Source organism: Pseudodesulfovibrio karagichevae (assembly GCF_041414475.1).
GTDB classification, from domain to species: domain Bacteria; phylum Desulfobacterota; class Desulfovibrionia; order Desulfovibrionales; family Desulfovibrionaceae; genus Pseudodesulfovibrio; species Pseudodesulfovibrio karagichevae.
Window position 1 is genome coordinate 55,927 of record NZ_JBGLYH010000008.1, and the last position, 13,772, is coordinate 69,698.

The following is a 13,772-nucleotide window of genomic DNA, read 5'->3' on the forward strand; positions in this document are numbered from 1 at the left end:
TCATCCGGGGCGCGGGAAAGCGGGGCCACTCCCCGCGGGGCGGCATCGAGAGCAATAAAGAGGGCGGCCGCCGGGAGTTCCGGCGGCCGCCCCTGTTGTCGTTTCGGGGCGCGGGCTACAGGGCCTTGAGGGCCGCCAGCACCTTCTCGGGGTAGGCGGGCAGCTCGCGGATGCGCACGCCGCAGGCGTCGTGGATGGCGTTGATGATCGCCGGGTGCGGGCCGCAGAGCGGGACCTCGCCCACGCCGGAAGCGCCGAAGGGACCGTCGGGGCGCGGGGACTCGACGTAGACGATCTCCATGTCGTCCGGGATGTCCTTTATGTACGGGATGCCCGCGCCGGCCATGGTGGAGTGCCTCCTGATGTCCTCGTAGTCCTCGGACAGGGCCAGGCCGATGCCCTGGGCCAGGCCGCCGTAGATCTGGCCGTCCACGACCAGGTAGTTGTTGACCACGCCGACGTCGGCCACCATGGTCATCTTCTCCACGGCGGTCTTGCCGGTGGCCATGTCCACGGCCACCTCGGCCAGGAACACGCCGTACATGTAGCAGCAGAAGGGATTGCCCTGGCCGTTCGCGTCGCAATCGTTGGCCGGTGCCGTGAACTTGCCATTATAGCGCAGGTCCAGTTTCTCGGCCACCATCTCGTCGTGGGTGCGGAAGGAGCCGTCGGGCTTGCGCATGGCCGCGACCAGCTGTTCGCAGGCGTTCTTGGTGGCCCCGCCGACCATGACCTGGGAGCGGCTGCCGCCGGCCGGGCCCGCGTTGGGCGCCAGGCTGGTGTCGCCCATGACCAGGCGGATCCGGTCGGGGGCGAGATTCAGCGGGCGCAGGGCCTCGTGGGCCGTGCCCAGGGTGCCCATGTCGGCCCCTTGGCCATGGTCGCCCCAGCAGGAGTAGATGGTCACGGAGCCGTCCGCGTTGAGCTCGGAATCCACCTCGGCGGTGTCCGGGCCGTCCAGGCCGGAGCCGTAGATGCCGAGCGCCAGGCCCACGCCGCGCTTGACCTCGGCGGTGGAGTCGGCGGCGGCCCGCCTCTTGGCCTCTTCATACTTGGGCCGGGTGATGTCGAGCATCTGGGGCAGGGAATAGACCTCGGGGTCCTGGCCCGTGGGCGTGGTGGAACCCTCGCGGTAGACGTTCCTGCAGCGCAGCTCCAGCGGGTCCATGCCCAGCTTTTCGGCCAGTTCGTCCATCAGCACCTCGGACGGGAATTCCGCCTCGGGCCCGCCGTAGCCCCGGAAGGCCGCGCCCCAGCAGTGGTTGGTGCAGACGGTGCGGCCCTCGCCCCGGATGGCCGGGATGTCGTAGCCCGCGCCGATGAACTGGGCCCCGCGCAGGGTCAGCAGGTCGCCGAACTCGGAGTAGGGGCCGTGGTCCACGGTCCAGTCGGATTCCAGGCCGAGCAGCTTGCCGTCCTTGGTGGCGGCCAGGCGCACGGTGGTGAACTGCGGGGAGCGTTTGCCGGTGTAGGTCTGCTGCTGGTACCAGTTGTAGCGCAGGAACGTCGGCCTTCCGGTGGCCAGGGTGGCCGCGCCGACCAGCGCCTCCATGGTGGGCGAGAACTTGTAGCCGAAGGTGCCGCCCGTGGGGTTCTGGACCAGGACCATGTTCTCGGGCTCCACGCCCAGTCCGGGGGCTATCATATGCATGTGCAGGTGCACGGCGATGGACTTGGAGTGGATGAACAGCTTGCCGTCCTCGTCGGTGTAGGCGAACCCGACGTCCGGCTCGATGGGCATGTGCGGCTGGCGCTGGGTGTAGTAGTCGCCCTCGATGACCACGTCGGCCGCATCGAAGATGGGCTTGGTATCTTCGCCCTTGGCCACCTTCTGGGTGTAGTAGACGTTGGGGGTGCCGGGATGGATCTCGATGGCGTCGTCGGCCATGGCCGCCGGGGCGCTCATGTATTCGGGCAGCTGCTCCAGCCCCACCTTGACCTTGGCCACGGCGTCGTGCGCGTGGTCCTCGGTGTCGGCGCAGACGATGGCGATGGCGTCGCCGAACTGGAAGACCTTCTCGTCGCACAGGATGGGACGGTCCCAGCCGTCGCCCTTGTTGGTCGGGAAGGTGATCAGGCCGGTGATGCGGTTCTTGCCCTTGATGTCCCTGTGGGTGACGACCTTGTACACGCCAGGCATCTTCTCGGCCTCGGTCACGTCGATGGACTTGATGTTGGCGTGGGAGACCTCGGCTTGGACCAGGGCGCAGTGCAGGGTGTCGTCGGGCAGCTTGAGCCCGATGTCCGCGCCGAAGTCCCAGGTGCCGGTGACCTTGGCCACGGCCGAGGGACGCGGATACTTGGTGCCCCAGATGCGCCCGTCCTCGGGGATCTTGAACTCCAGCCGCTCCATGGGGGCGTCGCCGCGCATGACCTCGGCGGCGGCCATGACGGCGTCCACCAGGGGCTTGTAGCCGGTGCAGCGGCAGACGTTGCGGTATTTCTGGAACCAGTCGCGGACTTCCGTGCGCGTCGGGTTCGGGTTGGTCCCGAGCAAGGCGTGGGTGGACACGATGAAGCCGGGCGTGCAGAAGCCGCACTGCGCGCCGCCGTATGCCATCCAGGCTTTCTGGATGGGGTGCAGGTTGCCGGGGGTGCCGATGCCCTCCAGGGTGGTGATCGAGGCCCCTTCGGAAACGCGGCCCATCCTGCGCGTGCACGAGCGGATCAGCTTGCCGTCGAGGATGACGCTGCAGGAGCCGCACTGGCCCTGGCCGCAACCGATCTTGACGCTGGTCAATCCGAGGCTTTTACGCAGCACGTCGGCCAGGAGGTCGGTGGGTTTGGCCACCACCATCCGGCTGACGCCGTTTACCGTCAGTATCTTTTTCATGGGGGTTTTAATCCTCTGTCCGGGTTGCGATCGGAGCCGAGTCCAATCAGTCGTGTTTGCCGAAGGAACAGAGCGGATAGCGGCAAGTATCGCATCCGGCGCAGAAGCCGCCGTGTCCCATGGAAATGATGTCGGAGCGGGAGACCCTCTCGCCGGCCAGCAGTCTGGGAACGACCAGGTCGAAGATCGAGGCGCGGTAATACATGACGCAGCCGGGCAGCCCCAGGATGGGCACGTCGCCGAGGTAGGCGAGGAGGAACATGGCCCCGGGGAAGGTCGGCGAACCGTAGGTCACCACGTCGGCCCCGGTGGCCCGGATGCCCGCCGGGGTCTGGTCGTCCGGGTCCACGGACATGCCCCCGGTGACCATGACCATGTCCGCGCCGTCGACCACGAATTGGAGTATGGCGTCGCGGGTCGCCTTGACCTCGTCGCCGACGAACGTCTGGCCCATGGTCCTGGACCCCAGGAGGTCGAGCTTTCTTTCGAGGACCGGGCCGAACTCGTCCTGTATGCGGCCGTGGAAGATCTCGCTGCCGGTGGTCACGATGCCGACGGACTTGCGTTGCAGGGGGCGGACCTGGATGACCGGGTAGTTGGCGGCGCAGATGGTCTCCACGCGCTCGATCCTGGCCTCGTCCACGACGAGCGGCACCACGCGGGTCCCGGCCACGTCGCGCGGAGCGGTGAAGGCCGTGCCCTTGTGCATGGTCGCCAGCACGACCTCCTCGATGGAGTTGATCTCGTAGAGGGCTTCGACGTTGACGTCGAGCAGGCCGGGGGCGGCGGTCATGTTCACGCGGCCCTCGCACACCGGGGTCAGGGTCAGCCCGGGACCGGCGGCGGCTTTGGCGATGCGCATGGCGGCCTCGTCCTCGTGGATCGTGCCCGGGGGCATGTCCAGGACGTAGACGTGCTCCTTGCCGATGCGCAGCAGGGCGGGGATGTCGCTTTCGGTGACCACGTGGCCCTTGCGGAAGGCCGGCCCCTTGTACTCGTCCGGGACGATGCGCGTCATGTCGTGACAGAGCACCATGCCCACTGCGCTTTCAACCGGAACTACTTTCATGCCCAGGACTCCTTTGGCTGTTACTTGACTATTGACCTGGCTCCAAAAATGTAATACAAAAATAAATTTGAATTTTTTTTGCACTTTCTAAAAAGAAAAAATGCACGATAACCATTTGTTAAAATTGAATATTCTCAGATTTTGAGACAAATTTCACAAACATTTTGGATTTGACGCCCTTTCGGACCTGCGTTACGCCGGACCTGTGGACACCGTGTTACCGGTGTCAGCGGGCCAACGACAGGCAGCGGACAATGGCAATGGCAGCCGCCTGCCGCCGGCCCCACACAACAGTTAAAACGCCGGGCCGCAGGCTGGTCGTGTAGGAACACCGCCTGGGCCGGGGGCGTGAAAACAACCGGAGTAAATATGAAGATAGCTATCGAAATCAACGTGTTCGGCGAGAACATCTCCAAGGTCGTTGAATATCCCGGAACCCCGTCCAGCCAGGGTGAAGTCATCCAGTGGCTGATGAGCCAGACCGACTACAAGTGGGCCGACTACGAGCACGCCCCCCAGGCGGACCGGCTGCTCTATAATTACCGGGACGGTGCCATCAACTAGACCAGGCATCGCCCCTCCCCGTTCCCTCGGGCATTCCGGCTGATCTCGAGCCCGCCTTCGCCCAGGCGCAACCGGTAGAGCTTTACCGATGCGCTCAGGCGATCCAGGGATTCCGCCACCAGGACCGGGACGGCATTGGCATTGCCCGAGAGGGCGGGGAGTCCCGCAAAGGGAATGCAGATATGGTCGCTGTAGTGCATGACCCCATGCAGCCAGCGGTCCATGGAGACCTTGGGCAAACGGAAACGCTCCTGGACAAACCCCTGGAGGTTGTCCACGCATTGCAGCGAACGGAGTATCTCCGGATTCAACTCGATGAGACAATACCCGGCCTTGTCGTCGAACAGGGCCTTCTGAATGGGCTGCAGGTAGCAGGTGAACCGCCCGTCGCGGATCTTGATGCGGCCCGATTCCAGCCTGCGCAGCGATTCGGCCACCCGGCGCCGGTCCACAGTCCCCGCCTTTTTGAGCACTTCCCTTGCCAGACCCCTGAGGTCCATTTTACGGGCGCAGGGAGCCGAGGACTTCTGCCGGGGAAACCTGGCCGCGCAGGCCAGAAAGACGTCCTGGTCGAACTGGTCGAGCCGCACGCCCGTGTAGCGGAGGGTGCGGTGCGCGCAGGTCGACTGAATGGGATAGTCGCGCACGTAGGTCCGGCGCCGTACGTACTGTCCCTGGAACAATTCCGAAGCAAAAAAGAGTTCCGGCGGCAAACTGAGGAATGCGCATTCCTTCTGCGTCAGGTCTTCGGCTCCATCGCCGTTCCCGGAACCGGGGGTCCAGCCCTGTCCCATCCATCCTTCCACCAGCGTGTCGTCGTCGTACATCCTTGCTTCTCCTCTCGCTTGACTGGGTGCGCCCTTTGGGTTCCCGAGGCGTGCCGGGGGTGTGGTCCGGGGACGGCGGCAACCGCCGCCCCGGACCACGGAGGCTAAGGTGATGAGGTGTCTATAATTCGTTCGGCAATTCCTTGAGCTGCGCATTGGTGAAGACCGGGCCGTCCTTGCAGACGTACTTGGTGCCGATGTTGCACCGGCCGCAGATGCCCACTCCGCACTTCATCCGTTTTTCCAGGGTCGTGATGATCTGCTCGTCCTTGAAGCCCAGGGTATGCAGGGCCTCGATGGTGAACTTGATCATGATCGGCGGGCCGCAGGTCACGGCGAAGGCGTTCTCGGCCGAGGGGGCCATCTCCTTGAGCACGTTGGGGATCAGCCCCACGTGGTGCTTCCAGTCCGGGGTGCCGTTGTCCACGGTCAGCTCGGTGGTCATGTCCTCGCGGCCGAGCCAGTCGGGCAGCTCGTAGCTGAAGGCCATGTCCGAGGGGCTGCGCGCGCCGTAGAGCAGCGAGATGTTGCCGTAGTCCGCGCGGTTGTCGAGCATGTACAGGAGCAGGGTCCGTAGCGGGGCCATGCCGATGCCGCCGCCGACGAAGACGATGTCCTTGCCCTTCATCTCCTTGTAGGGAAAACAGTTGCCCAGGGGGGCGCGCACGCCTACCTGGTCGCCGGGGCGCAGCTTGTGCAGCTTCTCGGTCAGCTCGCCCACGCGCATGACGCTGAACTGCAGGTAGTCCATGCGGGTGGGGGAGGAGTTGATGACGAAAGTGGATTCGCCCACGCCGAACACGGACAGCTGCCCCACCTGGCCCGGCTCGAACCGGAAGTTCCGCATGGCGTCCGGATTGTTGAGCGTGATGCGGAACGTCTTGATGTTGGGCGTCTCCTGGATCACCTCCTGGATGGTGGCCATGTCGGGAAGATACAGATTGGTTGCGTCGGTACTAGTCATTGGCGTGTTCCTCTTTGGCCAAGGCGCAGGCTCGCGCTTGGGCGACGATAGCCCGGACGTCCATGGACACGGGGCAATGCACGATGCACCGGCCGCATCCCACGCAGGCAAGGTTGCCGTCGTGCAGTTCGGGGTAGTAGCTGAACTTGTGGCCGATCCGGTTGCGCATGCGCTGGGCCTTCCCGTCGCGCGGGTTGTGGCCGCTGCCCTCCAGGGTGAACTGGAAGGACATGCAGTTGTCCCAGGTGCGTACCCGCACGCCGTCATCGCCGTTGGTCTCATCGGTCATGTTGAAGCAGTAGCAGGTCGGACAGAGGTAGCTGCACGCTCCGCAGCTCAGGCACTTGGCCGCGACCCCTCCCCAGAACTCCTTGTCGTCGAAGAGCTTGAGCACCTCGCCCTGGGCACCGCCCAGGGACTCGCCGCCGGGCATGGCCTCGCTCACGGCCTCGCGGACCTTGCGGGCCTCTTCCTTGCGGTCTTCGGCCTCCACCAGGGGTTGTCCCGCCAGAAACGCCTCGCCCCGTTCGGTCACGGGCTCGATCACGTAGCCGCCGTCCACGGGCGTGAACAGCATGTCCGCGCCGTCCGTGTCGCCGGGGCCGCCGCCCACGCGGTTGCAGAAGCAGGTGTCCGCGGGCTCGGTGCAGGCCAGCACCGCCACCAGGGTCTTGTCCCGGCGGGTGCAGTAGTAGATGTCCCGTCGCGTTCCGGCGTCGTAGACGCGGTCGAACACGGTGAAGCCCTTGGCGTCGCAGGGCCGCGCGCCGAACAGGAAGGTCTCCTGGGCGGGCAGGGTCTCGCGCACCTCGAGCTCGGTCCTGGACGGTATGCCCTCGCTCTTGGAGTAGTGGAATTCGAACAGGGGTTCGCACCGGGGGAGCAGGGCGGCCTTGGCCGAGGCGTCGGCCAGTCCCTTCAGATCCAGTCGGCTGTCCTCGCCGAGGGGGGCGAAAAGGGTCTGTCCGCCCACCTGCACCGGGGCCAGCACCTGCCGCGTCTCGGTCAGGGACAGAAGCCAGGGCAGGAGCTTGTCGTTTGCGATATATCGTGCGGTGAGCATTACCAATCCCTCTCCTTGATGTTTTTCTCCTCTTCACGGAACTCGAACAGGGGCGGGGCCTGGTCCGGATCGGTCCCGGCCCGGTAGTCGAAGAGATTCTGGATGCTGCGGTTGAGGGCCTGCTTCAGGGTCATGATGGGCAGCCCCATGGGGCAGGCCCGTTCGCATTCGCCGCATTCGGTGCAGCGTCCGGCCGTGTGCAGGGCGTGGATGGCCTGGAACATGAGCTTTTCCCGGGGATGGTCGGTCTGGTCCACCCAGTGGGGCTCGCGGCTCTGGGCCGCGCAGTGGTCCTGGCAGACGCACAGGGGGCACGCGGAGCGGCAGGCGTAGCAGCGGATACAGCGGCTCATCTGGTCTTCCCAGAAATGCAGACGCTCCTCCATGCTCATGGCCTCCAGCTCCTCCAGGGTCGTGGCCGGAATCTCGGTCACCTGGGGGGGCTGGCCGTGCTCGCCGATGAAGTGGTCACAGACCTCGGCGTCGGCCCCGACGCAGGTGAAGCACTTCTTCTGGAGCGCCTCGGCCAGGGGAAGGGTCTTGGCCTCTCCGTCCACGGTGAACCGGGCGGCTTTGCCGTCGACGACCACGAATTCCAGGCCTCGGGTCGACCCCAGGGCCTTGCGCACCGGACGGGCGTCCACGGCCCCGGTACAGTGGAGGCCGAAGATGGTCACGTCCTCGCGGTCGATGAGCTTTTCCTGGAGCAGTTCGACCAGGGACCGGGCGTCGCAGCCCTTGACCACGATGCCGACCTTCTTGCCACGCAGGCCGGGCAGGTAGCCCGCCAGGTTCTGGGAACAGCGCGGGTCCCACTCGATGCGCTCGACGTCCGCCTCGTCGGTGATGAACAGCGGCGTGTGGCTCAGCGGGTCGGGCCCGGCCGCCCAGGCAATGACCATGTCGAGGTCGGGCAGCGCCTTCTTTATCGCGGATTTCAAATCATCTATGGATGATGCCATTGCGGGACTCCTTTAAAGAACCTGGGATTGGTCCATGTGGCACAGGCACTTTTCCAGGCTGGTCCCGGACTTGAAGCCGGGCATCGGGCCCAGCGCGTGCACCTGTTCGGTGAAGGTGGTGACCACCGACCGCCAACGCTGACCCTCGGAGGCCGAGACCCAGGTGTATTCGAAGCGGCCGGGATCGACGCCGATGACGGGCAACAGGGCCTTGAGGACCTCGAGCCGTCTGCGGGCGTAGAAATTGCCTTCGGAGTAGTGGCAATCCCGGGGGTGGCAGCCGGAGACGAGCACGCCGTCGGCGCCGTTCATGAACGCGCGGACGATGAACAGCGGGTTGATGCGCCCGGTGCAGGGCAGCCTGACGATGCGCAGGTCGGTGGGCTGGGCGAACCGGCCCACGCCTGCGGTGTCGGCGCCCGCGTAGGAGCACCAGTTGCAAAGGAATCCGATGATGCGCAGTTCCTTTCCTTCTTTTACAGACATAAGGTGTTCACCTCGGCGAGTATCTGGTTGTCGGTGAAGTGGCTGAGCTGGATGGCTCCCTGCGGGCAGGCGGCCGTGCACACGCCGCAGCCCTGGCACACGGTCTCGATGACCGAGGCCTTGGTCATGCCGCGGAAGTCGATCATCTCGATGGCCCCGAAGGGGCAGACCGATTCGCACTTGCCGCAGCCGATGCAGCGCACCAGCTTGACGCCCGAAACCTGGGGATCGCTGGCCAGCTTGTCCTTGGAGAACAGGGCCAGGACCTTGGCCGCGGCCGCGTCGCCCTGGGCCACCGAGGACGGGATGTCCTTGGGACCCTGGCAGGACCCCGCCAGGTAGATGCCCGCGGTGTTGGTCTCGACGGGCTTGAGTTTGGGGTGGCCCTCCAGGAAGAACCCGTAGGGGTCGTAGGAGATGCGCAGCTTCTCGGCCAGTTCGCCCGCGCCCTTGGCGGCCTCGGCTCCCACGGCGAGAACGACCAGGTCGGCCTCGATCTCCACCTGCTGGCCCAGCAGCGTGTCCGCGCCCTTGACCAGGTAGCGGCCGCCCTTGGGCTGGATGGCGGAAACCCTGCCCCGGATGTACCGGGCGCCGTACTCCTCCATGGCCCGCCGGGTGAACTCGTCGTAGTTCTTTCCCGGGGCGCGGATGTCCATGTAGAAGACGTAGGACTGGGAGTCGGGCATGTGGTCCTTGGTCAGGATGGTCTGCTTGGCCGTGTACATGCAGCAGAAGCCGGAACAGTAGGGGCGGCCGATGGACTTGTCGCGGGAGCCCACGCACTGGATGAAGACGATGTCCTTGGGCTCGGCGCCGTCGGACGGCCTCTTTATGTGCCCTTCGGTGGGGCCGGAGGCGGACAGCAACCGCTCGTACTGCATGGACGTGATCACGTCCGGGTAACGGCCGCCGCCGTATTCGCCGTACTTGGTGAAGTCGAACAGGTCGTAGCCCGTGGCCGCGATGATCGCGCCCACCTGCTCGGTGACGAGTTCGTCCTGTTGGTCGAAGCGGATAGCCTCGGTGGGGCAGACCTTGGCGCAGACGCCGCACTTGCCCTTGGTCAGCATCATGCAGGCGTCCGCGTTGATGCTCGCCTTCTTGGGGATGGCCTGGGGGAAGGGGATGTTGATGGCCGTGGTCGTGCCGATGAATTCGTTGAACCGGTCCGGAGTCTTCTTGCTCGGACACTTGGTGGTGCATTCGCCGCAGCCGGTGCAGGCGTCCCAATCCACGTAGGCGGCCTTGCGGCGCACGGTGACGTCGAAGTTGCCCACGAACCCCTTGACCGAGTCCACCTCGGACAGGGTGTACAGGGTGATGTTGGGATGCTGGGCCACGTCCACCATCTTGGGGCCCAGGATGCAGCTGGAACAGTCCACGGTGGGGAAGGTCTTGTCGAGCTTGGACATCTTGCCGCCGATGCTCGGCTCGCGCTCCACCAGGATCACTTCGAGCCCGCCGTCGGCGCAGTCCAGGGCGGCCTGGATGCCGGCCACGCCGCCGCCGATGACCATGACCCGCTTGTTGATCTCGAACTCGCCGGCCTGCAGGTAGTCGTTGCGGCGCAGCTTCTCGACGGCCATGTGGACCAGTTCCTCGGCCTTGCAGGTGTTGGCCTCCTTGTCCTTGCCGATCCAGGAGACGTGCTCCCGGATGTTGGCCATTTCGAACATGTACTTGTTCAGGCCCGCTCGCTCCAGGGTGCGCCGGAAGGTCGCCTCGTGCATGCGCGGGGTGCAGGAGGCCACCACCACGCCGTCCAGGTCGTAGTCCCTGATGGCGTCCACGATGCCCGCCTGTCCCGGTTCGGAACAGGCGTACATGGTGTCCGTCGCATAGACCACTTCCCGGAAGTTCAGGGCCGCCTTGGCCACGGCTTCGGTATCCACGGTTCCGGCGATGTTGCTGCCGCAGTGGCAGACAAAGACTCCGATATTCATTAGGCCCCCTCTCCGGTGTGCCCGGCCAGGGCGGCGAGCAGGGGGCGCGGACTGACGCAAAGCTTGTCCAGCATGGTGCTCGTTTCGCCCTGCCCGGCGGCAAGGCCGGCAAGTTGCGAATAATAGAAGACGGGCATGTTGTGCCCGCTGTGATTGGCTTTGTTGATCTGAGACTGGCGCATGTCCAGGTTCAGCTGGCACAGGGGGCAGGCCGTGACGATGGCGTCGGCCCCGGCCTCCTCGGCCGCGTCCAGGATGCGTCCGGAAAGTCTGGCGATGACGTCCTGGCGGGTGGTCCCCAGGGACGCGCCGCAACAGTCGGTCTTCAGGGCGAAGGGCAGCACCTCGGCTCCCAGCTCCGTCAACAGGTTGTCCAGGGCCATGGGATTGTCCACGTCGTCGAACTGCATGATCTGCGGTGGGCGGACCATGATGCAGCCGTAGTAGGGGACCACCTTCATGCCCTTGAGCGGCTCCTTGACCAGCTTGGCCAGGGCCTGGATGCCGAGGTCCTCGACCACCACCTGGAGCACGGATTTGATCGGCAGGTCGGCGCGCAGGGACCGTCCCACCACCAGTTCCACCTTGCGGTGGAATTCGGGATCGGCCAACCGGTGCTGGGTGGTCTTGAGATTCTTCAGGCAGCTGGGGCAGGGCGTGATGATGCCGTCCAGCTTGCGCTCCTCGGCCATGTCGTCGGCGATGCCCAGGTTGCGGCCCACCAGGCAGGCGGACAGCAGGTGGTCGACGGCGTGGGCCGGGGTGGACCCGCAGCAGCTCCAGTCGGGGATTTCCACCAGCTCGATACCGAGGCTGCGGCACAGGGCGCGGGTGGAGGTGTCGTACTCGAGCGAGGTGCCGAGTCCCGAGCATCCCGGATAATACGCGTAACTCAGACTCATTGTTTTTGCTCCCGATAGCGGTCGAAGATCCCACGGATTTCAGCTATTTTCTTGATGTCGTGCGCCTTCAGGCCCAGCTTGCCCTTGCGCAGGGCCATGGGCGCCAGGTCCACGTCGGTGAACATCCGGCCCGTCTTGCTCACGTAGTTGGCCATCAGGCCGAGTTCGAAGACCCGGCCGTGTTTTTCCACGGACTCCAGGAAGGCTTTCCAGAAGGCGCCGACAGCCTTTTCGCTGACGATGTTTTCCCGGCGCGCCATGTGGCGCAGCACGTCCATGATCCTGGCCACGTCGATGTCGTTGGGACAGCGGGTGGTGCAGGTTTCGCAGGAGGAACACAGCCAGATGGCGTGGGAGGACAGGGCTTCCTGTCTCCGGCCGGCCTGGACCAGGCGCATGATCTGGTTGACCGGATAGTCGTAGGCGAAGGAAACCGGGCACCCGGCGGTGCAGTTGCCGCATTGGTAGCACAGGGCGAGGTTCTGCTCGCTTTCCCGCTGCACCTCGTTGATGAAATCTGAATCAAAGGCTTTCGGGCTGGATGTCATGGACACGAATCTCCGTTTTGTTTGCAAACGGGCGGCACTGATGCCGCCCGTTTGTCGAAATGTCTTCCGAACAGGGGCAGGGTCGGAGCCCCACCCCCATCGGAAGGGAGGACCTACATAGCTGCTTCGTAAATGGCCATGACATCCATGTCCTTGGGGCAGCGGGGGTTGGTCAGGCCGCACGCGTCCTTCTGGGCGTTTTCGGTCATGGTCTTGATGTCTTCGACCTTGACGTCCTTGCCGTAACGCTTGCCCAGCTCGACCAGGCCGGCGGGGATGCCGACGTCGGTGGACAGCTGCTTGATGGCTTCCAGGCACAGTTCCGCGGCGTTGCGCTTGCTCATGCCTTCGATGTTCTGGTCCATCATCTCGGCCATTTCGGCGAACCGCTCGACGCGGGCGATGAGGTTGAACTTCTCCACGTGGGGCAGCAGGATCGCGTTGCACTCGCCGTGCGGCAGATCGTAGAAGCCGCCCAGCTGGTGGGCCATGGCGTGGACGTGGCCGAGGCTGGCATTGTTGAAGGCCATGCCAGCCAGGTACTGGGCGTAGCACATGCCTTCGCGGGCTTCAATATCCTGTCCGTTGGCAACCGCGCGGCGCAGGAACTTGAAGACGAGGCGGATGGCCTTCTCGGCGCAGGCGTCGGTCATCGGGGTGGCGATGGTGGAAACATAGGCTTCGACGGCGTGGGTCAGGGCGTCCATGCCGGTGGCGGCGGTCAGCGCCGGGGGCATGCCCATCATCAGCAGCGGGTCGTCCAGGGCGATGCCCGGGGTGACGCGCCAGTCGACGATGGCCATCTTCACCTTGCGGGAGGTGTCGGTGATGATGCAGAAGCGGGTCATCTCGGAAGCGGTGCCGGCGGTGGTGTTCACGGCGATGTACGGGGGCATGGGGTTGGTGGACTTGTCCACGCCTTCGTAGTCGTGGATCTTGCCGCCGTTGGCCACGACCAGGCCGATGCCCTTGCCGCAGTCGTGGGAGGAGCCGCCGCCCAGGGTGATCAGGGAGTCACACTTGTTGTCCTTGTAGACCTTCACGCCGTCGTGGACGTTCTTGTCGGTGGGGTTGGGGATGGTCTCATCGTAGACCACGCAGTTCATCTTGTGGCTCTTGAGCAGGTCGACGATCTGCTGGGTGATGCCGCAGGCGGTGATGCCTTTGTCAGTAACGAGCAGAGGTTTTTTGCTGCCCAGGGCTTTGATCTTGGCCGGGATCTCCTTGTGGGCGCCGATGCCGATAAGGGTCACGCTGGGAATGAAAAAGCCGTTAACTTGTTCGGTGACTGCCATAATGTTCCGTCCTTGTGGTTGAGGGTGACTGAACTCGGGGACAAGTGCCTGCCACATCGTCGTGACAGTCTCCCCTTGAGCAAGGATCGGACCAATTGTATTATGATAAGCATTATAATGTGTTGTGTGGATTTCGCCGAGTGGGCCTTTGTGACCCTTCGCCCTTCACGTTTGGGTCAGCGTGACCCCGCGAGTGCGCGATCGCCCGCTAAACCCTGTTATCTTGAGACGTTATAATGTGTGTCGTTCTGATACATGGAAAAGGGGTAAATGGGTCACAATATCATGGCATGTGTCGATATAAAAAACCCGT

The 13,772-nt window shown here is 64.6% G+C and carries 12 protein-coding genes; 1 reads left to right on the forward strand and 11 read right to left on the reverse strand.

Annotated features, from left to right (window positions below):
* Positions 1-115 precede the first annotated feature (115 nt).
* The gene (locus tag AB6M95_RS04750; RefSeq protein ID WP_371385590.1) at positions 116-2,833 is read right to left on the reverse strand and encodes a molybdopterin-dependent aldehyde oxidoreductase; all 2,718 of its coding nucleotides are present in this window, start codon (positions 2,831-2,833) and stop codon (positions 116-118) included.
* A gap of 46 nt (positions 2,834-2,879) precedes the next feature.
* The gene (locus AB6M95_RS04755) at positions 2,880-3,902 is read right to left on the reverse strand and encodes a molybdopterin-binding protein (protein ID WP_371385591.1); all 1,023 of its coding nucleotides are present in this window, start codon (positions 3,900-3,902) and stop codon (positions 2,880-2,882) included.
* 369 nt (positions 3,903-4,271) lie between these two features.
* On the opposite strand from AB6M95_RS04755, the gene AB6M95_RS04760 reads away from it, so the two are divergent.
* Positions 4,272-4,466 (forward strand): hypothetical protein, encoded by a 195-nt coding sequence (locus AB6M95_RS04760; RefSeq protein WP_371385592.1) that lies wholly within the window; start codon positions 4,272-4,274, stop codon positions 4,464-4,466.
* Here the strand turns inward: AB6M95_RS04760 and AB6M95_RS04765 are convergent.
* From AB6M95_RS04765 to AB6M95_RS04805, 9 genes are all read right to left on the reverse strand, one after another.
* Positions 4,463-5,293, reverse strand: coding sequence for a hypothetical protein (locus tag AB6M95_RS04765; protein ID WP_371385593.1), 831 nt, complete (start codon positions 5,291-5,293; stop codon positions 4,463-4,465). The two genes, AB6M95_RS04760 and AB6M95_RS04765, sit on opposite strands and share 4 nt — an antisense overlap.
* Before the next feature lie 121 nt (positions 5,294-5,414).
* Positions 5,415-6,257 carry an FAD/NAD(P)-binding protein gene (locus tag AB6M95_RS04770; protein ID WP_371385594.1) on the reverse strand — a complete coding sequence of 281 codons (843 nt, stop codon included), beginning with the start codon at positions 6,255-6,257 and terminating at the stop codon, positions 5,415-5,417.
* On the reverse strand, positions 6,250-7,320 hold the full coding sequence (locus AB6M95_RS04775; protein WP_371385595.1) for a 4Fe-4S dicluster domain-containing protein: 1,071 nt from the start codon (positions 7,318-7,320) through the stop codon (positions 6,250-6,252). The genes AB6M95_RS04770 and AB6M95_RS04775 overlap by 8 nt, the downstream gene beginning before the upstream one ends.
* Complete coding sequence (locus AB6M95_RS04780; protein WP_371385596.1) at positions 7,320-8,282, reverse strand: 4Fe-4S dicluster domain-containing protein; 963 nt, start codon at positions 8,280-8,282, stop codon at positions 7,320-7,322. Before AB6M95_RS04780 ends, AB6M95_RS04775 begins: the two co-directional genes overlap by 1 nt.
* Positions 8,283-8,294: 12 nt before the next feature.
* On the reverse strand, positions 8,295-8,768 hold the full coding sequence (locus tag AB6M95_RS04785; protein WP_371385597.1) for a hydrogenase iron-sulfur subunit: 474 nt from the start codon (positions 8,766-8,768) through the stop codon (positions 8,295-8,297).
* Positions 8,759-10,714: a 4Fe-4S binding protein gene (locus AB6M95_RS04790; RefSeq protein WP_371385598.1), complete on the reverse strand. Its 1,956-nt coding sequence runs from the start codon at positions 10,712-10,714 to the stop codon at positions 8,759-8,761. The genes AB6M95_RS04785 and AB6M95_RS04790 overlap by 10 nt, the downstream gene beginning before the upstream one ends.
* On the reverse strand, positions 10,714-11,616 hold the full coding sequence (locus AB6M95_RS04795) for a CoB--CoM heterodisulfide reductase iron-sulfur subunit B family protein (protein WP_371385599.1): 903 nt from the start codon (positions 11,614-11,616) through the stop codon (positions 10,714-10,716). Before AB6M95_RS04795 ends, AB6M95_RS04790 begins: the two co-directional genes overlap by 1 nt.
* Positions 11,613-12,164: a 4Fe-4S dicluster domain-containing protein gene (locus tag AB6M95_RS04800; protein WP_371385600.1), complete on the reverse strand. Its 552-nt coding sequence runs from the start codon at positions 12,162-12,164 to the stop codon at positions 11,613-11,615. The genes AB6M95_RS04795 and AB6M95_RS04800 overlap by 4 nt, the downstream gene beginning before the upstream one ends.
* Before the next feature lie 113 nt (positions 12,165-12,277).
* Positions 12,278-13,459: an iron-containing alcohol dehydrogenase gene (locus tag AB6M95_RS04805; RefSeq protein ID WP_371385601.1), complete on the reverse strand. Its 1,182-nt coding sequence runs from the start codon at positions 13,457-13,459 to the stop codon at positions 12,278-12,280.
* Between the last annotated feature and the right edge of the window lie 313 nt (positions 13,460-13,772).

Coding starts and splice junctions, on each gene's coding strand:
- AB6M95_RS04750 (WP_371385590.1), bottom strand. CDS start 2,833: ATGAAAAAGATACTGACGGTAAACGGCGTCAGCCGGATGGTGGTGGCC.
- AB6M95_RS04755 (WP_371385591.1), bottom strand. CDS start 3,902: ATGAAAGTAGTTCCGGTTGAAAGCGCAGTGGGCATGGTGCTCTGTCAC.
- AB6M95_RS04760 (WP_371385592.1), top strand. CDS start 4,272: ATGAAGATAGCTATCGAAATCAACGTGTTCGGCGAGAACATCTCCAAG.
- AB6M95_RS04765 (WP_371385593.1), bottom strand. CDS start 5,293: ATGTACGACGACGACACGCTGGTGGAAGGATGGATGGGACAGGGCTGG.
- AB6M95_RS04770 (WP_371385594.1), bottom strand. CDS start 6,257: ATGACTAGTACCGACGCAACCAATCTGTATCTTCCCGACATGGCCACC.
- AB6M95_RS04775 (WP_371385595.1), bottom strand. CDS start 7,320: ATGCTCACCGCACGATATATCGCAAACGACAAGCTCCTGCCCTGGCTT.
- AB6M95_RS04780 (WP_371385596.1), bottom strand. CDS start 8,282: ATGGCATCATCCATAGATGATTTGAAATCCGCGATAAAGAAGGCGCTG.
- AB6M95_RS04785 (WP_371385597.1), bottom strand. CDS start 8,768: ATGTCTGTAAAAGAAGGAAAGGAACTGCGCATCATCGGATTCCTTTGC.
- AB6M95_RS04790 (WP_371385598.1), bottom strand. CDS start 10,714: ATGAATATCGGAGTCTTTGTCTGCCACTGCGGCAGCAACATCGCCGGA.
- AB6M95_RS04795 (WP_371385599.1), bottom strand. CDS start 11,616: ATGAGTCTGAGTTACGCGTATTATCCGGGATGCTCGGGACTCGGCACC.
- AB6M95_RS04800 (WP_371385600.1), bottom strand. CDS start 12,164: ATGACATCCAGCCCGAAAGCCTTTGATTCAGATTTCATCAACGAGGTG.
- AB6M95_RS04805 (WP_371385601.1), bottom strand. CDS start 13,459: ATGGCAGTCACCGAACAAGTTAACGGCTTTTTCATTCCCAGCGTGACC.